This is a genomic window from Variovorax sp. 05N34 (assembly GCF_056397405.1).
The window spans coordinates 426,009-447,011 of record NZ_JBFTNI010000004.1 but is presented as its reverse complement, the minus strand read 5'-3'; the positions used below and the strand labels follow the sequence as shown (position 1 = coordinate 447,011).

Sequence of the window (21,003 nt, the reverse complement as noted above, 5' to 3'; positions counted from 1 at the left end):
TCGCCATGCCAGCCATGTCCTCCCGCGGCCGCGGCCGCCGAACGATCAACGAGATCAACATGGTCCCGTTCATCGACGTGATGCTGGTGCTGCTGATCATCTTCATGGTCACCGCGCCACTGATCACGCCGAGCGTGATCAACCTGCCCACGGTCGATCGCGCCAACAAGCAGCCCGACAAGCCGATCGAGATCGTCATCAAGAGCGACGACGAAGTGCAGATCAAGAAAGACCCGTCCACCGGCAGCGGTGGCAGCTCGATCCCGATGACACAGATCGGCGCGGCGGCCAAGACGGCGCAAGGCGGCGACGCGGAACGCCCGGTGGTCATCAGCGCCGACAAGACCGTCAAGTACGAGACCGTCGTCAAGGCGATGAACCAGCTCAAGCGCAGCGGTATCGAGCGCGTCGGCCTGTCGGTGCAGACCACGGGCGCGAAGTAAGGCATGTCGCTCGCCTCAGATCGCCCCGAATTCGCGCCGCCGCCGCAGCGCGGCACGTTGCGCGCGGTGGTGCTGGCGCTGATCGCGCATGCGCTGCTCATCGCCGCCCTGACCTGGGGCGTCAACTGGCGCCGGGAAGCCGAGAACGACGCGGTGGAAGCCGAGCTGTGGTCATCGACGGTTCAGCAGGCTGCGCCGCGAGCTGTCGCGCCAACACCTACGCCACCGGTGCCGACGCCGACTCCCGCCCCTCCTCCGCCGCCGCCCCCGCCTCCGCCGCCGCAAGCGGTGAAGCCGCCGGAGCCCACGCCGACGCCGCGCGCGCCTGACATCGCCCTCGAACGCGAGAAGAAACTCAAGGAACAAAAAGAGCAGAAGGAGCGCGAACTGGAGCAGCAGGCACAGCAGCAGAAGAAGCTCGACGCCGCCAAGAAGGCAGCGCAGGAAAAGAAAGAGGCCGAAGCGAAGCAGCGCGCAGAAGACGAAGCCGAGCGCAAGAAGGAAGAACAACAGAAGCAGGCCGAACTGAAGCGCAAGCAAGAAGCCGAGGCCAAGCAGGCCGAAGCCGCGAAGAAGAAGGAAGCCGAAGCCAAGCAAGCGGCCCAAGCCGCTGCGGATCGCGCGGCGACGCTCAAGCGCATGCAGGCAATGGCGGGTACGGGTGGCGAAGGTGCGGCGGCGAAGGCTTCGGGACCTTCCGGAAGCTATGGCGGCAAGGTCGCCGCGGCCGTGCGGCCCAACGTCGTGTTCCCGGACGCAGATCTCGTCTCAGGCAATCCCGCCGCTGAGTTCGAAATCCGGCTCGCGCCGGACGGCACCATCGTCGGCACGCCGACCCTCACGAAGTCGAGCGGCTTGCCTAACTGGGACGAGGCCGCATTGCGCGCGCTGCAGAAAACAGAAAAGCTTCCACGCGACGTCGACGGCACCGTGCCGCCACGGCTCGTGGTGGCCCTCAGACCCAAGCGGTAAAGACCATCAAATGCACACCCACGACCTGAGCCCGTGGCAACACGACCACCAGTTCGATCAAGGCAACGCCGCCGGCGAACGCGGCACGAAGCTCGTGATGTGGATCACGGCCATCATGATGGTGGCCGAAATTACTGCCGGCTGGGCCTACAACTCGATGGCGCTATTGGCCGACGGCTTCCACATGAGTTCGCATGCGGTCGCGATTGGGCTGAGCGCCTTCGCCTACGCCGCCGCCCGGCGCCACGCCAGGGACCGACGCTTCGCTTTCGGTACCTGGAAGATCGAAGTGCTGGGCGGATTCGCCAGTGCGATCTTTCTTCTGGTGGTTGCCGCGCTGATGGTCGCCGGCTCGGTCGAGCGGCTCATTTCCCCTGCCGCGATCCACTACCGCGAGGCCATCGTCATTGGTGCGCTCGGGCTGCTGGTGAACATCGTGTCGGCATTCATTCTGGGGGCTGCCCATCATCACGGCGGTGAGCATCATGACCATCACGCTCACGCACCTGCGCACGGGCACGGGCACGGGCACGAGCACGGTCATGAACACCATCACGACCTCAATCTCAAGTCGGCGTACGTCCACGTGGTTGCCGATGCCGCAACATCGGTGCTCGCCATCGTCGCCCTCGTGGGCGGCTGGCTCTACGGCTGGTCCTGGCTCGACCCTGTCATGGGCATCGTGGGTGCGATCGTCGTGGCGCTCTGGGCCAAGCGGCTGATCGCCGATACGAGCAAGGTACTGCTCGACCGCGAAATGGATCATCCGGTGGTCGACGAAATCCGCGAAGTCATCGAAGAACAGGGTCACGCGACCGAGACTCGCGTGACCGACCTCCACGTCTGGCGCGTCGGCAAGGCGACCTACGCCTGCGCCGTGAGCGTGGTCACTCACGATGAAGAGCTGACTCCCGATGCGGTTCGCAGCTGGCTGTCGGTGCATGAGGAGGTCGTGCATGCCACTATCGAAATCAACCGTTGTCCTGATCGGACGTAGGCCAGCGAGTCCTTGACCTTGCCACAGTGGCAAGCTTTAGATTTGCGGCCCTGCGCTCCCATCGTTCCAGTGAAATTCCTTCGCATCTTCCTGCTGCTTCTGCTCGCCGTGTCGCTACCGCTGCGGGGTGCGATGGCCGAACCGCAGATGCACGCGCCTGTGCAGGCGCACGCATCGGCCGCTGCAGCCGATCATGGCGACCATGACGCCCATGGCGATCACGCCGAACATGCGAAACATGCGAAACATGCTCACGATCAGCACGGCAATTCCTTAGAGACGTCCCAGCAATGCAACCTCTGCTGCGACCTGTGCTCCCTGACCCCGCTCGCGAGCAGTTGGCCCAGCGTGCCAGCGCCGCAGGACCTTGCGCCGGTCGTCTTTCCGGCCCTTAGCGTTCCCTCTCCGGGCTATCTCCCGGAGCGCCAGGAACGCCCTCCACGAAGCATCTGACCTGACAGGGCCTCCTCCGCGAGGCCACAAGGCGCTCGCGCGTCCATCGCGCGGGCCATGGTTGGCCGGGCCCGCGCCCGCGCCAACGATTCAGATGCTTCCAAAATGAAAATCTACGTCAAGACATTTGCGGGCGCGACGCTGCTCGTTCTTGCTGGCTGCGCCTCCTTCTCGAAAGACGGCGGCTTTGACAAGGTCGCCGAACTGACGAAGGAGCGCACCGGGCAAATTGCCAAATGGCAGCGCACGCCTTCGGACGCCGACTCCGTCCAGAGGCGCACCAGCGAAATCCTGGGTGAGCCGCTTACGGCGGACCGCGCGGTTGAACTCGCGCTTCTCAACAACCCCGGATTGCAGGCCAGCTATGCCGATCTCGGCATCGCCGAATCCGACCTCGTGCGGGCCGGGCGCCTCGCCAATCCATCATTCAGCTTCGGGCGGCTGAGCGGCGGCGGTGTCACCGAAATCGACCGCTCCATCCTGTTCAACATCCTGGGCCTGCTGACGATGCCTCTCGCCCAGGAGGTGGAGCAACGCCGCTTCGAACAAGCCCAGTACCAAGCGGCTTCCAGCACCGTGGCGCTTGCCGCCGACACGCGCAAGGCGTTCTTCGGCGCAGTGGCCTCGCAGGACCTCGTCAGGTACTACGAGCGCGTCAAGGAAGCCGCGGACGCTTCCAATGAACTGGCACGGCGCATGGCCGAGGCCGGCAACTTCAACAAGTTGTCGCAGATGCGCGAGCAGTCCTTCCATGCGGACGCGATTTCGCAGCTGGCCCGCGCCCAGCATCAGGCGATCGCCGATCGGGAGCGCCTGGTCCGGCTGCTCGGCTTGCCGGGCGGTCCGAACGCCTTCCGGCTTCCCGAGCGCCTGCCGGACCTGCCCAAAGAACCGATGCAACCCAAGGACGCGGAACAGACGGCGATGGACAAGCGGCTTGACGTTCAGCTTGCCAAGCGAAGATCCGAAGCCAGCGCGAAGGCACTCGGCCTGACGCAGGCGACGCGATGGGTCAACGTCCTGCAACTGGGCTATGCCAACAAGAGCCAGACGGGCGAAGCGCGAGAGAACGGGTATGACATCGAACTCGAACTGCCGCTCTTCGATTTCGGAACGACGCGCACCGCACGCGCCGAAGCAATCTACATGCAGTCGATGCAGCGCGCCTCGGAAGTGGCGCTCAATGCGCAATCGGAAGTGCGGGAAACGTACGCCGCCTATCGCACGGCCTACGACCTCGCCAGGCATTACCGCGACGAGGTGGTGCCGCTGAAGAAGCGCATCTCCGACGAGAACCTGCTTCGCTACAACGGCATGCTCATCAGCGTCTTCGAGCTTCTGGCCGATGCGCGAGAGCAGATCACCAGCATCACGGCGTACATCGATGCGCTGCGTGATTACTGGATTGCCGAAACGAACCTTCAGACGGCACTGACGGGGCAATCGCCGGGCCGATCGCCGGGCCAGAACTGAAAGACCACCCAATGAACAACCGCAGAAACTTTCTCCGCACCGCCGGCGCGACGGCGCTGGGCACGGGCGCCGTGAGCCGCATCGGTGCTGCCTCCCTGCCGGAAGCTCCCGTCCAGCCGTCGCCGGCCACGCAGCCGCCGCTGGTCCCGAAAACAGGCCGCCCCTACAACCCCGTTGTCACCCTCAACGGCTGGTCGCTGCCATGGCGAATGAAAGGCGGCGTCAAGGAGTTTCACCTCGTCGCCGAGCCCGTGGTGCGTGAACTGGCGCCGGGCATGAACGCGAATCTCTGGGGCTACAACGGCACGAGCGTCGGCCCGACCATCGAAGCCGTCGAAGGCGATCGTGTTCGCATCTTCCTGACCAACCGGCTGCCGGAGCCGACGAGCATCCATTGGCACGGGATGCTGCTGCCGTCGGGGATGGACGGGGTGACCGGGCTGACGCAACCGGCGATCGCACCCGGCAAGACCTTCGTCTATGAGTTCGTCCTGCAGAAGCCAGGCACCTTCATGTACCACCCTCACGCCGACGAAACCCTGCAGATCGCGATGGGAATGATGGGCATGTTCATCGTGCACCCCAAGGAGCCGGACATGTTCAAGGTCGATCGCGATTTCGTCTTCCTGCTCGCCGCCTACGACATCGATCCCGGCGCCGCGACGCCGAGGGTGAACACCATGCTCGATTTCAACCTCTGGACCTGGAACAGCCGCGTGTTTCCGGGCATCGATCCGCTGGTCGCCAGGACGGGCGACCGGGTGCGCATCCGCGTCGGGAATCTCACGATGACCAACCATCCGATGCACCTCCACGGACACCATTTCGAGGTCACCGGCACCGATGGCGGCTGGGTGCCGCCGTCTGCCCGCTGGCCCGAGGTGACGACTGACGTAGCGGTTGGGCAGATGAGAGCGTTCGAGTTCAATGCAAGCGCCGGGGATTGGGCGTTTCACTGCCACAAGTCGCATCACACCATGAACGCGATGGGCCATGACGTGCCCACCATGCTCGGCGTCGACGGCCGCGGCGTCGCCGAGAAGATCACCCGGCTCATCCCTGACTACATGCACATGGGCGACCGCGGCATGCATGACATGACGCAGATGCAAATGCCGCTGCCGGACAACACGTTGCCGATGATGACCGGCACCGGTCCATTCGGTGCCATCGGCATGGGCGGCATGTTCAGCGTGGTCAAGGTCCGCGACAACCAGAAGCCGGGCGACTATCGCGATCCGGGATGGTTCAAGCATCCCGCCGGCACGGTCGCGAGGGAATACACAGGTGAGCTCCCGGATGCTGTGCGGGGTCGGGCCCCGACGGCAGGCTCACGTGCGGTCAACGCACGCAAGCCAACCACCCACCAAGGTCATCAAGGCAATGAGGGCCACGGCGGTCATGGAGCTCACAGCGGCCACGAAGGCCACTGATCCCGAACTGGTCTCTTATTCGTACACGACGGCCGCCTTGCCGGCCTCGGCCTGCGCCATCCAGCTCGCAAGCGCCGCGTCGGTCGGAAAGAACTTCGCGCGCTCGCCCAATTGCAGTTCGACCTGCGCGCCGCCGCGCGCCATCGACAGCCGAACCCCCAGCCCTTGCTGCAGTTCCCCGTGCTCGCTCTGCTCGGTGCGCGGCGGAAACTCCCGTACCAGCCGCGCGATGTCCGGCGCCTTGCCATTGACTGCCACGCGCAGATATTTTCCGAAGCGGCAGCGCGCCGCCGCCAAGTCCCACACCTGCATGACCTGGAAGCGCGCCTCGAAGCCACCGCGGCCGGGCTGAAGGCGCCCGCTCACGATGACCAGCTCGTCTTCCTTGAGAACGTTGCGGTTGTTGTTGCAGAGTGCCTCGTCGGCCGTTGCTTCGATCGAGCCCGACTTGTCGTCCAGCTTGAAGATCGCCAGCCGGCCGCGCTGGCCGTTGATCACGCGGAAGTCGCTCACGATGCCCGCGATCACCTGCTGCTCGCGGCTGTCGATGAGGTCGTCGATCTGCCGCTTGCAGAAGCGCCGCACTTCATGCGCGACCTCATCGAAAAGATGCCCCGACAAGTAGAAGCCGATTGCCGTCTTCTCGTAGGTCAGCCGCTCCTTCACGCCCCACGGCGTGGCGTCGATCAGATCGGGCTCTTGCGTTGCCGAGCCGTGCTCGCTGTCTCCGAAGATGTCCACCTGCGCCGAATTGGCCTCGGTCGCAGCGGAAAACTCGAAGGCGCGGTCGAGCGAAGCAATCAGCGAAGCGCGGTTCTGCTGCAATGAATCGAAGGCGCCGGCCTTGATCAGCGCCTCGACCGTGCGCTTGTTGATGCGTTGCCGGTCCACGCGAACGCAGAAGTCGAAGAGGCTCTTGAACGGCCCGCCTTCTTCACGCGCCCTGACGACCGACTCGACCGCCAGTTGGCCCGTGCCCTTGACGGCACCGAGCCCATAGCGGATCACCTTGTCGTTGACCGGTTCGAAGCGGTAGTTGCCGCGGTTCACGTCCGGCGGCTCGAAGGTCATGCCGAAATTCTTCTGCGCGTCCTCGAACAACACCTTGAGCTTGTCGGTGTTGTCCATTTCGACAGTCATGTTGGCGCAGAAGAACTCGGCGGTGTAGTGCACCTTGAGCCAACCCGTGTGATAGGCCAGCAGCGAGTAGGCGGCCGCGTGCGACTTGTTGAAGCCATACCCCGCGAACTTCTCCATCAAGTCGAAGATTTCGTCGGCCTTCTTCTGGTCGATGCCATTCTTGGCGGCACCCTTGCGGAAGATCTCGCGGTGCTCGGCCATTTCCTCGGCCTTCTTCTTGCCCATGGCGCGGCGAAGCAAGTCCGCGCCGCCAAGCGAGTAGCCGCCGAGGATCTGCGCGGTCTGCATCACCTGTTCCTGGTAGACCATGATCCCGTAGGTCTCGGAGAGCATGTCCGCCACCAGCGGATGCGGATATTCGACCGGCTCGCGCCCGTGCTTGCGCGCGACGAAGCTCGGGATCAGGTCCATCGGGCCCGGACGGTACAGCGCGTTCAGCGCGATCAGGTCTTCAAGACGCGTCGGTCGCGCATCCTTCAGCATGCCCTGCATGCCGCGCGATTCGAACTGGAACACGGCCTCGGTCAAACCGTCCGCGAACAGCTTGTAGGTGTGCGCATCGTCCAGCCGGATGTTCTCGTAGGCGAAGTTTTCCTGGCCCTTGTGGCGCCTGACGATGAATTCCTTCGCAATCTCCAGGATCGTGAGCGTCGCCAACCCCAGAAAGTCGAACTTCACGAGGCCGACAGCCTCGACGTCGTCCTTGTCATATTGGCTCACGGCCGAATCGCTGCCGGGCTGCTGGTACAGCGGGCAAAAGTCGGTGAGCTTGCCCGGCGCGATCAGCACGCCGCCTGCGTGCATGCCGATGTTGCGGGTCATGCCTTCGAGCTTCTGCGCCAACTCGACCAGCGTGCGGACTTCTTCTTCCTTCTCGATGCGAGCGGCGAGTTGCGGCTCCATCTCGATGGCGTAGTTGTTCTTGTCGCCCTCCACCTTCGGGCTCGGCGGGTATTGCAGCGTGACCGACATGCCCGGCTTGTTCGGGATGAGCTTGCTGATGCCGTCGCAGAACATGTAGCTCATGTCGAGCACGCGGCCCACGTCGCGAATCGCGGCGCGGGCGGCCATGGTTCCGAACGTGGCGATCTGGCTCACGGCGTCGCGGCCGTATTTGTCCTTGACGTAGTCGATGACCCGGTCGCGATTGCCCTGGCAGAAGTCGATGTCGAAGTCAGGCATCGAGACGCGCTCGGGATTCAGGAAACGTTCGAACAGCAGCTTGTATTCGAGCGGATCGAGGTCGGTGATCTTCAGCGCGTAGGCGACCAGTGAGCCGGCACCCGAACCGCGGCCCGGTCCGACCGGGCAGCCGTTGTTCTTGGCCCAGTTGATGAAGTCGCCCACGATCAGGAAGTAGCCCGGGAACCCCATCTTCAGGATGGTGTTGATCTCGAATTCGAGGCGCTCCACATAGCGCGGCCGCTCGGCATCGCGCTTGCCGGCATCGGGGTACAAATGCGCGAGCCGCTCTTCCAGGCCTTCGAACGAAGCGACCCGAAAGTATTCCTCGATCGGCATGCCGTTCGGCGTCGGGAAATTCGGCAGTTGCGGCTTGCCGAGCACGAGCGTCAGGTTGCAGCGCTTGGCGATCTCGACCGTATTGGCAATGGCGCTCGGCACGTCGGCGAAGAGCTTCTCCATCTCCGCCGACGACTTGAAATACTGCTCGCGCGTGAACTTGCGCACCCGGCGCGGATTTCCCAGGATCTCGCCTTCGGAAATGCAGACGCGCGCCTCATGCGCCTCGTAGTCGTCGGCCGTCGCGAACTGCACCGGATGCGTCGCGACCACCGGCAGCTTGAGCCGCGCGGCCAGTTGCACTGCGGCCACCACGTGCGGCTCGTCTTCGGGCCGACCGGCGCGCTGAAGCTCGATGTAGAAGCGATGCGGAAACAAGCCGGCCAGTTGCAGCGCGACCTCGGCCGCGCGCTCGGCCTTGCCCTGCAGCAGCGGCGCACCGAGCGGCCCGGCCAACGCGCCTGAAAGCGCGATCAAACCGCCCTGCAGTTCCTCCAGCCACGCCAGCTTGCAGGCGGCCTGCGCTTGCCCGCGACCGACGTTCTGCGTCCAGGCCCGCGCGAGCAGTTCGGAGAGATTGAGGTAGCCCTGCTTGTTTTGCACCAGCAGGACGATGCGTGTGAGCGCGCCAGGATCGGCGCCGAAACCTTCGACGAAAACCTCGGCGCCCAGCACGGGCTTGATGCCCTTGCCGCGCGCTTCCTTGTAGAACTTGACCCCGCCGAACAGATTATTGAGGTCGGTGATCGCCAGTGCAGGCTGGCCATCCTTGGCGGCGGCCTTGACGACTTCGTCGATGCGGTTGGTGCCGTCGACGACGGAAAACTCGGTGTGCAGGCGCAGGTGAACGAACATCCGTGCATTGTAGAAAGCGCTACCTCCCTACAATCCCGCCCCGTGCAAGAGATTTTGAATATCGCGGCCTACAAGTTCGTACCGATTGACGACGCCGCAGAACTGCGTGAAGAACTCCGGACGAGCACCCACGCGCTCGGGCTCAAGGGCACGATCCTGATCGCGCCCGAAGGGATCAACCTTTTTCTCGCGGGCGCGCCGGATTCGGTGCACGAATTTTTGGCGTCGATGCGAGCCGATTCGCGCTTTGCCGATCTGGAGGCCAAGGAAAGCTGGTCCGCCAGCCAGCCTTTTCGCCGAATGCTGGTCAAGCTCAAGCGCGAAATCATCCGCATGGACCACCCTGCCATCCAGCCCGCCGCCGGTCGCGCGCCGGGGGTGGACGCGCCGACGCTCAAGCGATGGCTCGACCAGGGGCACGACGATGCGGGCAAGCCGGTCGCGCTGCTCGATACGCGCAATGCCTTCGAGGTCGACTACGGCAGCTTCGAAGGCGCCATCGACTGGCGCATTCACAAGTTCACCGAATTTCCGAAGGCCTTGCAGAAGCACCGCGAAGGGCTCGCGGGCAAGACCGTGGTCAGCTTCTGCACCGGCGGCATTCGCTGCGAGAAGGCGGCGATCCTGATGCGGGAAGTCGGCGTCGCCGATGTGCTGCAGCTGGAAGGCGGCATCCTCAAGTATTTCGAGCAGGTGGGCGGCGCGCACTACCAGGGCGAGTGCTTCGTCTTCGATGGCCGTGAATCGTTGCCGCCGGATCTGAAGGCGCGCGCAAGCGGCGCCAGCGCCCGAGCCGCTGAAGACCCGGACATCGCAAACAAGCGCTGAGGCCTATCAGACCGGCGTCGTGCCGGTATCCGGCGGCGCCTGCACCTGGAACGGATGGCCGGGCAGCGGAATGAATTCAGTCTCGCCCGGTACGTGGCCCATGCGTTGAGCCGCCCAGTCCGCGCCCGCTTCGAGAATGCGCTCGCGCCGGCTCGACACGAAGTTCCAGGTGATGAAGCGCGGCCCGTCGAGTGGCTCGCCGCCGATAACCATCACGCGGACGGCACCCTGCGTCGTCAGCACGGCGCCTTCGCCTTCAGCCAACTTGGCCATGGTGTGTTGCTCGACCACTTCGCCATCGATGGAGACGTCGCCGTCGACCGGGTAGATCGCAAGTTCAGGCGCGAGAGCGGGCAACTCGAAGCGCGCCCCAGCAGGCAATGCCAGATCGAGATAGATGGTCTTCGACAAAGTCGCAACGGGCGAACGTGCGCCGAACGCCTCACCCACCAGCACACGGACCTTCACCCCTTGCACATGGAGCGAAGGAATGTCTTCCGCCGCCGTGTGCGCAAAGCTTGGCTCGACTTCTTCGTGGGCCTGCGGCAACGCGGCCCACAGTTGCAGGCCGTGGTTTTCGTAGGTCGATCCGAGCAGTCGCTCGGGCTTGCGTTCGGAGTGGACGATGCCCCGCCCCGCCGTCATCCAGTTGATCGCGCCGGGGCGAATCTCCTGGACGCTGCCGAGGCTGTCGCGATGCATCATCGCGCCCTCGAAGAGATAGGTGACGGTCGACAGCCCGATATGCGGATGCGGCCGCACATCGTGCTCGGAACCCGGCACTTCGGTCGCGGGACCGAAATGATCGAAGAACACAAAAGGCCCGACCGACCGTTGCTTTGCCGCCGGCAACAGGCGCCGGACCTTGAAGCCCCCGCCCAAATCCTTGTCATGGGGTTGCAGCAGCAGCGTGGCGGTCATCGAAAGTTCTCCAGGTTCGGGCGGTTGTTCAGCGGCGTGATGTTGCCACTTCCGCCACGCGTTCGCCAAACTTGATCGCGGTTTCGAGATCGCCGCGCGCCATTTCAGCCGGGCTTGCGTCGGTGGGCGAAGTCGTCAGCAAGCCGTTGTAACCGCCGACATAGTTGATCGAATCGCGCTTGGCGGCTTTGTCGCTGCTGGGCATGATGCCGAGGCTGACCCACAAGCCGCCATGTTGCATGGCAAGGTGCCACAGGTAGGTCAGCGTGGCGTCCTTGTCGCCGTTCATGGTGCCGCTGTTGGTAAAGCCCGCGAAGAGCTTGTCCTTCCAGCCCTGGACGTACCAGACCTTGGACGACGCATCCGCGAACTTCTTGAACTGCCAGCTGACGCCGCCCATGTAGGTCGGCGATCCCATGATGATCGCGTCCGCCGCGGCCAGCATTTCCCAGCCCTGGGCCGGGAGATTGCCGTCGGCATCGATGGCGAGCAGGTGCGCGCCAGCGCCGTCGGCCACCGCTTGCGCGACGCGCTGCGTGTGGCCGTAGCCCGAATGGAAGACAACGACGATATCGGGCATCAGGGCAGCTCCGATCAGCGCTTGTCGATGCTGAAACGGCCCGGGCCGAAGGCGGCGATGAGCAGCAGGCCACCGGCAATCGAGAGGTTCTTGAAGAACATCAGCTGGTTCACGTAAGCCTTCTCGGCAGGCATGGCCCAGTAGTTGTGAAAGAAGATCGCGGCCGCGACGGTGAACACAGCAATCACGATCGCCGCAAGCCGAGACTTGAAGCCGACCAGCAGCATGATGCCCAAGCCAAGTTCAACCACGATCGCAATTGCCGCGCCCAGTTGCGGCAACGGCAATCCGGCCGAAGCGATGTAGCCGGCGGCGCCTGCAAAGCCAGTGAGCTTGCCGAAGCCGGCCGGAATGAAAAGCAGCGCCATCAGCACGCGGCCGATCAGCGCCAGCGTGTCTTGCGCGGCGGCCGTGGAGGCCGGAGCGGCGTAGGTGGATGCGGTGGTGGTATTCATCGGAAGACTCCTCTGTTGAAAAACTGAAAGATAAATCGAGAGACTGAAAACTCGCCGGCTCAGGCTGCGAGATCGAACACCAGCACTTCGGCGTCCTTGCCAGCGCTGAGCGTGAGTTGCGATTCGCCCTGGATGAGAGCGGCATCGCCGGTGGTCAGTTTCGTGCCGTTGGCTTCGAGTTCGCCGCGCACCAGGTGCACGTAGCTCTTGCGCTTCGGGTCGAGCACCAGGCCTGCTTTTTCTTCGCCATCGAGCAAGCCTGCGAACAGCCGCGCATCGGCATGCACGAGCACCGAACCTTCCGCGCCATCCGGCGAAGCGACCAGGCGCAGCTTGCCGCGCTTTTCCGCTTCCGTGAAGGTCTTCTGCTCATAGCCCGGTTCAATGCCGCGCACGTTCGGCTCGATCCAGATCTGCAGGAAGTGCGTCGTCTCGTCGGCCTTGTGGTTGAACTCGCTGTGCATCACACCGCGTCCGGCGCTCATGCGCTGGACATCGCCCGGCGGGATGGACTCGACGTTCCCCATGCTGTCCTTGTGTGCGAGCTCGCCTGAAAGCACGTAGCTGATGATTTCCATGTCCTTGTGACCATGGGTGCCGAACCCGGCGCCGGCCGCCACGCGGTCTTCGTTGATCACGCGCAGGTTGCCGAAGCCCATGTGCTCGGGATCGTAATAGCCGGCGAACGAAAAACTGTGAAAGGAGCGCAGCCAGCCATGGTCGGCATAACCGCGTTCCTGGGATTTACGGACTTGCAACATTTGCTTGACTCCTGCCCTTGAAGGGCCTTCTTCATGCCGCGCCCTGTGCGCAGCGGATGTGAAGAACTTTAGGGCTCGCGATGGCCGTCAAAAGCAATGGCGTTTGATGGCATCATTCAATTTTTTTGATCGATCGGCCATCAATGCCTACCGCCCGTGACGTCCTGACCCCCGACGCGCTGTCCATGCTGCAGACGGTGGCGAGCACCGGGAGCTTCGCCGCAGCGGCGCGGTCCCTCAACCTGGTTCCGAGCGCGTTGAGCTACCGGGTGCGCCTGATCGAAGACGCGCTCGATGTGCTGCTTTTCGACCGCAGCGCCCGCCAGGCCCGCGTGACTGAAGCCGGCGTCGAGTTGCTGCGCGAAGGCACCCGCCTGCTCGGCGAGATCGATGCCGTCGCCAACCGCGTCAAGCGGGTCGCGACAGGCTGGGAGCCGATGCTCACGATTGCGGTCGACAGCGTCATCGCGCGTGATCCGCTGCTCGATCTCGTCGGCGCCTTCTATGCACTCGAGCCGCCCACGCGGCTGAAGCTGCGGGACGAAACGCTGTTGGGCACGATCGAAGCGCTGACGAGCGGGGAAGCGGATCTCGCCGTGGGGGCCGTGCTCGATGCGGCGAGCCTCGCGTTCACGGCGACGGGCATTCGCAGTCGGCCGTTGGGCGAGCTGCCTTTCGTCTATGCGGTGGCTCCGCACCATCCGTTGGCGCGCATCGAAGTGCCCTTGAGCGATGAGGTGCTGCGCCAGCACCGCGCCGTGGCCGCTGCGGATTCGTCGCGCGCCGGGCCGAGCATGACAGTCAACCTGGTCGGAGGGCAGGACGTGCTGACCGTGCCGACCATGCAAGCCAAACTGGCAGCCCAGTTGCATGGGTTGGGCGGAGGCTTTCTGCCCGAGCCGATGGCCCGGCCTTACATCGAAGCCGGGCATCTGGTCGAACGAAAGACCGAGCGCGTCCCGCCGCTTGCCACCATGCATTGCGCCTGGCGCGTCCGCACTGCCGGCAAGCCCGGGCGTGCGCTGCAATGGTGGCTCGAACAGTTCGAACACGAAGGCAGCCGGGTCGCGCTCCTCGAGCGCCATCGCAGCAAATGAAGGGCCCCCGCTGATGAGGCCGCCAACCCGGTTAGAGTGCCTTGCCTGCCACACATCAATGAGACTGTCATGACCATCCGACCCATTGCCGACCGCCACCGACCCACACCGCGCCACTTCGCCATCGTCGGCGCGGGCATTGCCGGCGTGGCGTGCGCCCGCACGCTGCTGCAGGCGGGCCACCGCGTCACCGTCTTCGAACGAGAAGCAGGGGCTGGGGGCCGCATGGCGAGCGTGTCGACGCCCTTCGGCCGCTTCGACAGCGGCGCGCAGTACTTCACCGTGCGCGACCCCCGCTTCGCGCTTGCTCTGGAGACCGCGCCCAAGATCTGCAAGCCCTGGAGCGCCAACCTCGTGCGCGTGCTCGATCCGCACGGCCGCGTCGCCGAAGCCGCCCTCCCCGGCATGGAAAAGCACTGGGTCGCGCAGCCCGGCATGGACGCCCTCGCCAGCGCTTGGGCCGCGCCGCTGGGAGACTCGCTCATCTCGCAGACGCAGGTCACGCGCATCGAACGTGATGCGCTGGACGCGAAGCGGTGGCAGCTCCGGACCTCGGGCAGCGAAGATTCGCAGCACGTTTACTCCGGATTCGATGGGGTGCTGCTGGCGGTGCCGCCGGCCCGCGCTCGCGAGTTGCTGAGCGACGGCCGGCTCTCCTCCGAGCTGAGCCAGAAGATCGACCCGGTTCGCATCGCGCCGTGCTGGACGCTGATGATCGCTTTCCCGCAGGCCAACCAGCCCACGCTGTCGCACCTCGGCCCCCAGTGGAATGCTGCGCGCAGCAACCACCATCGCGTGGCCTGGCTGGCACGCGAATCGTCCAAGCCCGGCCGCGACCGCATCGAGCGCTGGACCGTCCAGGCGAGCGCGGCGTGGTCGCAAGAGCATTTACGAGACGAACCCTCGCGCGTCGAAGCCAAGCTGCTTCGCGCCTTTGCCGAAATCACTGGCATCCGCGCCGAGCCTTCGCATGCGCAAGCCCGTTGCTGGCCCGAGGCACAGACCCAGGTCCCAGTGGGCAAGCCGCACCTGTGGGATGCCAAGGCCGGCATCGGCGTGGCCGGCGACTGGTGCACGGGCCATCGCGTCGAAGATGCGTTCCTGTCGGGGCTCACCCTGGCGCTGAAGCTGGCCTGATCCTCGTGCCGAGGTCATGACCCGGATCGGCCGGTTCGCCCCATCTCCCACCGGACCCTTGCACGCCGGCTCACTGGTGGCCGCGCTCGCGAGCTGGCTCGACGTGCGAGCGCGCGGGCCGCAGGCGCGCTGGCTGGTGCGCATCGAGGACGCCGACACCGAGCGGTGTCTCCCGGGCGTGGGCGAAGTCATCCTGTCGCAACTGGCTGCCTGCGCCCTGCTGCCGGACGAGCCTCCGGTGTGGCAGACACGGCGAACGGCGCTTTACCAACGGGCGTTCGAGCAGTTGCAGGCAGCGGGCCTGGTGTACCCGTGCGGCTGCTCCCGCAAGGACATCGACGATGCGCTGGCGCGGCGTGGCGTCGTGCATGCGCGCCATGCAGAGCGCGTCTACCCTGGCACGTGCCGCGGCGGCCTGCATGGAAAGCCGGCGCGCGCATGGCGCTTCGCGACCGCCAAGTTCGAGGGATCGCCCGCGCACGAACCCATGCGCTGGCGCGATCGTCGCATCGGCATACAGCAGCAGGACGTGACGCGCGAAGTAGGCGACTTCGTCCTCAAGCGAGCGGACGGACCCTGGGCCTATCAACTCGCGGTCGTCGTCGACGATGCCGACCAAGGCGTGACGGACGTCGTGCGCGGCGAAGATCTTGCGGACAACACGGCGCGCCAGATCCTGCTGCAGCGGGCACTCGGCGTGCCGACGCCCACCTATCTGCACACGCCGCTGGTGCGCGGTGCCGATGGCGACAAGCTCTCCAAGCAGAACGGTGCGGCGCCTCTGCGGACCGACACGCCCGCAGATGCGTTGGCAGCTCTGGATGCGGCAGCACGCGTGCTCGGCCTGCGCGCGACGGCAGCCTCGTCCCCGGCCGTCGCGCTCGCGCTCTGGATCCCGCAGTGGCGCGATCTCTACAATGCGCGGCCGTGATCAGCCCCTCCATCGACCTCCCCCCCGACTCGCCCGACGACAACGCTGGCGACAAACCCACTGGCGAAGCGCACCCGCTGCACCGCCGCCTCAAAAGCTTCGTCAAGCGGGGCGGCCGCACGACGGAAGGCCAGGCGCGCGCGTACGAGCAGTTCGGCCCGCAGTTCCTGCTGCCGTACAAGGCAGAGCCGCTGGATTTCGAAGCCGCTTTCGGCCGCAAGGCACCGACCATCCTCGAGATCGGCTTCGGCATGGGCGAGGCCACCGCGCACATCGCCGGCCTGATGCCCGAGAAGAACTTCCTGTGCTGCGAAGTGCACGAGCCCGGGGTCGGCGCGCTGCTCAAGCGCATCGGCGAGCACGGCCTGCAAAACATTCGCATCTGCGCGCACGATGCTGTCGACGTGATCGACCACATGCTGCCTCCAGCGACGCTTGCCGGTGTGCATGTGTTCTTTCCGGACCCATGGCACAAGACGCGGCACAACAAGCGACGGCTGATTCAACCGCCGTTTGTCCGCAAGCTGGCGGATCGGCTGGCGCCCGGCGGCTATCTGCATTGCGCCACCGATTGGCAACCCTATGCCGAGCAGATGCTCGAAGTGCTCTCCCAAGAGCCGCTCCTGCGCAACACGGCTCAGGCCTATGCGCCGAAGCCGGTTTATCGCCCGCTGACCAAGTTCGAGAACCGCGGCCTCAAGCTGGGCCACGGCGTTTGGGACGTGGTGTTCGAGCGCGTCTGAGCGAAGTCTTTCAGCCGCTCAATGCGGCGAACGCCGAGTGCTCCCCGCCGTCTGCCGATTCGGCATGTTCCCCAGGTTCAGCAGATGCCGCATAGTGCGCCGCCTGGGCGCTTTGCTGCGCCGCCATCATCAGCGCGGCGCGGTGCGCTGATCGGCTGGCGATCTTGGTGTAGGTGATCATCGCTTCCCACTCGCGCTGGCTGTCTTGCGACACGCTTCGGCGGCGCGTGTTGATCAGCGTGCGGCTCACATCGACGAGCGCTGCGGCGGCGCTCAGGCAGACGTTGGCCGCGGCTTGCGAGCCGTCAGCTTCGTACGGGGCTTCTTGCGAGTTGCTGTCGGCATGCGCAAGGACTTTCTCGATGGCAAGAAGCGCGCTTTCGAGCAGGGCGACATCCGTTGGGTTTGCTGAATTCGCAGTTGGCTTTGGCTTCATTTCGTCTTGCCGGATGCATTCCGGTCCACTGCGAATCTTGACAGCGGGACCTTGTTTACCCCTGTGCAAAAAGCCACAGGAGCGATACAAAAGTTAACAGCATCGGACGGTTCTCATGGACATTTCGGCGCGCAGGGGCGTCCTGTGTCTGAACGGAGGCAGTTCCCGTGAAGTAATCCCTTTGGATGCGACAGACACATTGCTACATTTTTCGAGGGCTTACAACAAAGGGTTTCACATGGCACTCACGCGCAGGAGTTGGATAGGCAAGGCCGGCGCCACGCTTTGGCTCGGTTCCGGCGTCTGGGCCGCGGGCGCAAGCCACGCGCAGCAGGCGGGCCAGCGCCCTCCCGCTCCTGCCACGGCGCCACGCACCGTGATCCTTGGGCAATCGGTTCCGCTGACGGGCGCCGCCAACGAGATCGGACTGGCATTCGCTGCGGGGTCCAAGCTCTACGCGAATCAGTTCAACGACAACAACGCGGCAAGCGGATTGCAGATCAAGTTGCTCCAGCTGGACGACGGCTACGACGCCACGCGCGCCGCCGCGAATGCCAAAACGCTGCTCTCCACCGAAAAGGCCGACATGCTCTTCGGCTTCGTCGGGACGGCCAGCAGCGACGCCGCAGCCGCCGTCGCGACCCAGCAAGGCGCGGTGCTTTTCGCGCCCTTTGCCGCCGCCGACAACCTGCGCGGATCGAGCTTCCCCAACGTCTTTCACGTTCGACCGAGCATGGCCGACGAGGCCGTGAAGATCGTGCGCCAATGCGGCGCGGTCGGACAGTCGCGCATTGCGCTGATCGGCGATGACGACGCGATGGGCCGTGCCGGGTTGGCCGCCGTGCAGCAGGCTTTGGCCGATCTCAAGCTTCCTCCGCTGGTCGCGAGCGCGCTGGTACACCCGAACGGCGATAACCTCGACGCGGGACTCCAGGCGGTGCAGAAGCAGACGCCGCAAGCCATCGTTCTCGTGTCGCTTTCGGGCACCACCGCGAACGTGGTTCGCAAGCTGCGAAAGAGCTCCTACTTCGGCACCTTCATGGCCTTCTCGATCGTCGGCATCGACCCGCTCTACACAGCGCTCGGCAAGGACGTGAGCGGCATCGTGATTTCCCAGGTCGTGCCGTCGCCGCGCCCCTCGGCCATCCCGATTGTCAAGGAGTACCTGGACGCGGTCGACAACTCGGACCAGTCGCCGTCCTACGAAGGGCTTGAAGGGTTCATCGCCGCGAAGGCCGCGGGCGAGGCAGTTCGCCGCGCCGGCAAGGGCTTCACGCCCGCGACCTTGCAGCGCGTGATGGCCGGCATGACCGACTACGACGTCGGCGGCTTCCGCATCAACCTGCGCCCGGCATTGCACGACACGGCGCGCAACATCGATCTCGTGAGCATCACGAAAGAAGGCCGCATCCTGCGTTGATGCCGAGGAACGCTCAGGCGCTCAGACGCTGCCGGCGAGCCTTTGCAGTTCGTCGAGCGAGAGCAGTTCGATGCGGCCGTAGCCCAGCGCGATCACGCCGTCGCGCGCCAGGGCGTTGAGTTCTTTCGACAGCGTCTGCCGCGTGACGCCCAGCATCATCGCGAAAGCCTCCTGAGGCAGCGTCAAATGCCGCCGCGCGATGGGCGACTGCGTGGCGTCGCCGTGCGCGAACGCCACCGACCGCCGCGCCACACGCGCACGCAGGCCGCGTAACGTGGCGTCTTCCATCAGCGCGTAAAGCCCCCGCACGCGGCTTGCGAGCAATGCGGCGATCGCGCCTGCAAAGACGGCGCCCTGCATCAGCCGCGCGAAAGTCTCATAAGGCACCACGAGCAGATCGATGGCAGAAAGCGCCGTCGCATCGTGGGTGCGCGGGGAGCCGTCGATCAAGCTGATTTCGCCGAACCAGTTGCCCGGTTCGAGCACCGCAAGAATGGCTTCGCGGCCGTCTTGCCGCAGTGTCGAAATCTTGATCGTGCCGGACACCAGCCCATAGAAGCCCGCGCCCGCGACATGCACCGGGTCGCCCTGGCGTATCACCATCGCGCCGCGCCGGAGGTGGATCAGTTCGGCCGCGCCGAGCAGCGCGTCTCGCTGCGCGCGAGGCATCGATGCGAACCATGGGTTGGCTTCGATGGCGGAGCGATTTCCGGCTGCGGCGCGCGGGCGGGCTTTCGAAGGCATGGGGAGAGTTCAGGACGTCAGGACGTCAGGAGTTCGGGCGTACGGGGTTTACCAGGGGCTTCGACTGTCAAATTTACGACAGTTTGGCGGCAAGCCGAGGTCTACAGTGCCTCACACACGCTGCACACCACTGGAGACGACACGATGAACGCAAGAGCGAATTTCACCCGCATGCAAGACAGCACGCGGGAAGACTGGCAATTGATCGGCGGCGAATTCATGGAGTTCGCGGGCGGGTTGCCTGGGCGCGTGATCAAGCATCTGCAGATCCTCGAAGGCGACTACGGCGGCTTTCCGATCGACCGCTATTCGCATTCGCTGCAAACCGCCACGCGCGCCCTGCGCGACGGCCGCGACGATGAATACGTGGTGTGCGCGCTGTTGCACGACATCGGCGACACGCTCGGGACGATGAATCATCCCGACATTGCCGCCGCCATCCTCAAGCCTTTCGTGAGCGATGAAAACCACTGGATGGTGCAGCACCACGGGATCTTCCAGGGCCACTACTTTTTCCATCACATCGGGCTGGACCGCGACATGCGCGAGAGCTTTCGCGGCCATCCGAATTTCGATCGCACTGCCGAATTCTGCGAGCTCTATGACAACCCGGCTTTCGACCCGAAGGCCGAGACCTTGCCGATCAGCGAATTCGAGCCGATGCTGCGGCGTGTGATGGCGCAGCCGCGCCAGAGCATCTACAAGTCGGCAGTGAAGTCCGAGCCCACCGCCGCCTGAGCGCATCGCCCGGCACCGCACCCCATTTCCACAACTTCACCGATCCCGCCAGGAGACTCACCATGAACGCCACCTCCCCCTCCGAAGTCCAGAAGCTCGTCAGCGCCGAAGAATGGCAGCTGCGCGTCGACCTCGCCGCCTGCTATCGGCTGGTTGCGCTGTACGGCTGGAGCGATCTCGTCTTCACGCACATCAGCGCGCGTGTGCCGGGCCCGGAACACCACTTCCTCATCAATCCGTATGGGCTGATGTTCGACGAGATCACTGCGTCGAGCCTGGTCAAGGTCGACCAGAGCTGCAACAAGGTGATCGACTCGCCCTACCCCGTCAATCCGGCGGGCTTCGTGATTCACAGCGCCGTGCATGCGGCGCGTGAAGATATCCAGTGCGTGCTGCATACCCACACACGCGCCGGCATTGCCGTGAGCGCGCAAAAGAACGGCGTGCTGCCGATCAGCCAGCAGTCCACCTTCGTGCTGGCATCGCTGGCCTATCACGACTACGAAGGCGTGGCCTTCCGCGATGACGAGAAGCCGCGCCTGCAGGCGGACATGGGCGACGCCAACTTCCTCATGCTGCGCAACCACGGTCTGCTGACTGTGGGCAAGACCATCGCCGATGCATTCCTGAGCATGTACACCTTCGAGAACACATGCCAGATCCAGATCGCCGCGCAGTCCGGCGGCGGTGAGTTGACGCAGGTCGATCCGCGCATCGTCGAAGGCGTCGGTCACGCGATGAAGGTGCAGACAGGGGGAATGGGCGGTGCCTTCGTCTGGCCTTCGCTGATTCGGAAGCTGGATCGGACTGATAACACATACAGGAGCTAACCCCCCCAGGCTGCGCGCACTTCGTGTCGCTTCGCCTACCCCCCTCTAAGGGGGGCGCCGCTGCCGGCCCGGCTGAGCCGGTTCCGTGGCGGCTC

At 64.8% G+C, this 21,003-nt stretch carries 21 protein-coding genes; 14 read left to right on the top strand and 7 right to left on the bottom strand.

Going from position 1 to position 21,003, the window contains the following annotated elements:
• Positions 1 to 5 precede the first annotated feature (5 nt).
• From AC1DMA_RS14020 to AC1DMA_RS13995, 6 genes are all read left to right on the top strand, one after another.
• Positions 6 to 443, top strand: a complete 438-nt coding sequence (locus tag AC1DMA_RS14020) for an ExbD/TolR family protein (protein ID WP_478123569.1) — start codon at positions 6 to 8, stop codon at positions 441 to 443.
• Between the two features lie 3 nt (positions 444 to 446).
• Entirely contained in the window at positions 447 to 1,415 is a 969-nt protein-coding gene (gene tolA / locus AC1DMA_RS14015; RefSeq protein WP_478144573.1) for a cell envelope integrity protein TolA, read from the top strand.
• Positions 1,416 to 1,425: 10 nt separating this feature from the next.
• Complete coding sequence (dmeF, locus tag AC1DMA_RS14010) at positions 1,426 to 2,412, top strand: CDF family Co(II)/Ni(II) efflux transporter DmeF (RefSeq protein ID WP_478144572.1); 987 nt, start codon at positions 1,426 to 1,428, stop codon at positions 2,410 to 2,412.
• Positions 2,413 to 2,544: 132 nt separating this feature from the next.
• Complete coding sequence (locus AC1DMA_RS14005) at positions 2,545 to 2,865, top strand: hypothetical protein (protein WP_478144657.1); 321 nt, start codon at positions 2,545 to 2,547, stop codon at positions 2,863 to 2,865.
• Positions 2,866 to 2,970: 105 nt separating this feature from the next.
• Complete coding sequence (locus tag AC1DMA_RS14000; RefSeq protein ID WP_478144571.1) at positions 2,971 to 4,338, top strand: TolC family protein; 1,368 nt, start codon at positions 2,971 to 2,973, stop codon at positions 4,336 to 4,338.
• Between the two features lie 11 nt (positions 4,339 to 4,349).
• Positions 4,350 to 5,771: a multicopper oxidase family protein gene (locus AC1DMA_RS13995; protein WP_478144570.1), complete on the top strand. Its 1,422-nt coding sequence runs from the start codon at positions 4,350 to 4,352 to the stop codon at positions 5,769 to 5,771.
• A gap of 15 nt (positions 5,772 to 5,786) precedes the next feature.
• Here the strand turns inward: AC1DMA_RS13995 and dnaE are convergent, their stop codons facing one another.
• On the bottom strand, positions 5,787 to 9,287 hold the full coding sequence (dnaE, locus tag AC1DMA_RS13990) for a DNA polymerase III subunit alpha (protein WP_478144569.1): 3,501 nt from the start codon (positions 9,285 to 9,287) through the stop codon (positions 5,787 to 5,789).
• 42 nt (positions 9,288 to 9,329) lie between these two features.
• Here dnaE and AC1DMA_RS13985 point away from each other — a divergent pair, with 42 nt between their 5' ends.
• A complete protein-coding gene (locus AC1DMA_RS13985; protein ID WP_478144568.1) occupies positions 9,330 to 10,115 on the top strand; it encodes a sulfurtransferase in 786 nt (261 codons plus the stop codon).
• Positions 10,116 to 10,121: 6 nt separating this feature from the next.
• On the opposite strand, the gene AC1DMA_RS13980 is transcribed toward AC1DMA_RS13985, so the two are convergent.
• From AC1DMA_RS13980 to AC1DMA_RS13965, 4 genes are read right to left on the bottom strand one after another with little or no spacing between them, the layout of a single operon-like run.
• A complete protein-coding gene (locus AC1DMA_RS13980) occupies positions 10,122 to 11,036 on the bottom strand; it encodes a pirin family protein (protein ID WP_478144567.1) in 915 nt (304 codons plus the stop codon).
• A gap of 28 nt (positions 11,037 to 11,064) precedes the next feature.
• Positions 11,065 to 11,616, bottom strand: coding sequence for a flavodoxin family protein (locus AC1DMA_RS13975; RefSeq protein ID WP_478123577.1), 552 nt, complete (start codon positions 11,614 to 11,616; stop codon positions 11,065 to 11,067).
• Between the two features lie 14 nt (positions 11,617 to 11,630).
• Positions 11,631 to 12,071: a DoxX family protein gene (locus AC1DMA_RS13970; RefSeq protein WP_478123578.1), complete on the bottom strand. Its 441-nt coding sequence runs from the start codon at positions 12,069 to 12,071 to the stop codon at positions 11,631 to 11,633.
• A 59-nt stretch (positions 12,072 to 12,130) separates the two neighbouring features.
• Positions 12,131 to 12,832, bottom strand: a complete 702-nt coding sequence (locus AC1DMA_RS13965; RefSeq protein ID WP_478144566.1) for a pirin family protein — start codon at positions 12,830 to 12,832, stop codon at positions 12,131 to 12,133.
• A 143-nt stretch (positions 12,833 to 12,975) separates the two neighbouring features.
• Between AC1DMA_RS13965 and AC1DMA_RS13960 the strand changes: the two genes are divergently transcribed.
• From AC1DMA_RS13960 to trmB, 4 genes are all read left to right on the top strand, one after another.
• On the top strand, positions 12,976 to 13,929 hold the full coding sequence (locus AC1DMA_RS13960) for a LysR family transcriptional regulator (protein ID WP_478123580.1): 954 nt from the start codon (positions 12,976 to 12,978) through the stop codon (positions 13,927 to 13,929).
• Positions 13,930 to 13,998: 69 nt separating this feature from the next.
• Positions 13,999 to 15,066 (top strand): NAD(P)/FAD-dependent oxidoreductase, encoded by a 1,068-nt coding sequence (locus AC1DMA_RS13955; RefSeq protein WP_478144565.1) that lies wholly within the window; start codon positions 13,999 to 14,001, stop codon positions 15,064 to 15,066.
• Positions 15,067 to 15,082: 16 nt separating this feature from the next.
• A complete protein-coding gene (gluQRS, locus tag AC1DMA_RS13950) occupies positions 15,083 to 15,997 on the top strand; it encodes a tRNA glutamyl-Q(34) synthetase GluQRS (protein WP_478144564.1) in 915 nt (304 codons plus the stop codon).
• A complete protein-coding gene (gene trmB / locus AC1DMA_RS13945) occupies positions 15,994 to 16,740 on the top strand; it encodes a tRNA (guanosine(46)-N7)-methyltransferase TrmB (protein ID WP_478144563.1) in 747 nt (248 codons plus the stop codon). Before gluQRS ends, trmB begins: the two co-directional genes overlap by 4 nt.
• 10 nt (positions 16,741 to 16,750) lie before the next feature.
• Here the strand turns inward: trmB and AC1DMA_RS13940 are convergent, their stop codons facing one another.
• Complete coding sequence (locus AC1DMA_RS13940) at positions 16,751 to 17,176, bottom strand: hypothetical protein (protein ID WP_478144562.1); 426 nt, start codon at positions 17,174 to 17,176, stop codon at positions 16,751 to 16,753.
• 238 nt (positions 17,177 to 17,414) lie between these two features.
• On the opposite strand from AC1DMA_RS13940, the gene AC1DMA_RS13935 reads away from it, so the two are divergent.
• Positions 17,415 to 18,596 carry an ABC transporter substrate-binding protein gene (locus AC1DMA_RS13935; protein ID WP_478123585.1) on the top strand — a complete coding sequence of 394 codons (1,182 nt, stop codon included), beginning with the start codon at positions 17,415 to 17,417 and terminating at the stop codon, positions 18,594 to 18,596.
• Between the two features lie 21 nt (positions 18,597 to 18,617).
• Here the strand turns inward: AC1DMA_RS13935 and AC1DMA_RS13930 are convergent, their stop codons facing one another.
• On the bottom strand, positions 18,618 to 19,340 hold the full coding sequence (locus AC1DMA_RS13930) for a Crp/Fnr family transcriptional regulator (protein ID WP_478144561.1): 723 nt from the start codon (positions 19,338 to 19,340) through the stop codon (positions 18,618 to 18,620).
• 144 nt (positions 19,341 to 19,484) lie between these two features.
• Here AC1DMA_RS13930 and AC1DMA_RS13925 point away from each other — a divergent pair, with 144 nt between their 5' ends.
• Together AC1DMA_RS13925 and AC1DMA_RS13920 are read left to right on the top strand one after the other, a co-directional pair.
• Entirely contained in the window at positions 19,485 to 20,078 is a 594-nt protein-coding gene (locus tag AC1DMA_RS13925; protein WP_478144560.1) for an HD domain-containing protein, read from the top strand.
• Between the two features lie 62 nt (positions 20,079 to 20,140).
• Positions 20,141 to 20,908, top strand: a complete 768-nt coding sequence (locus AC1DMA_RS13920) for a class II aldolase/adducin family protein (RefSeq protein ID WP_478144559.1) — start codon at positions 20,141 to 20,143, stop codon at positions 20,906 to 20,908.
• The last annotated feature ends 95 nt before the right edge of the window (positions 20,909 to 21,003 follow it).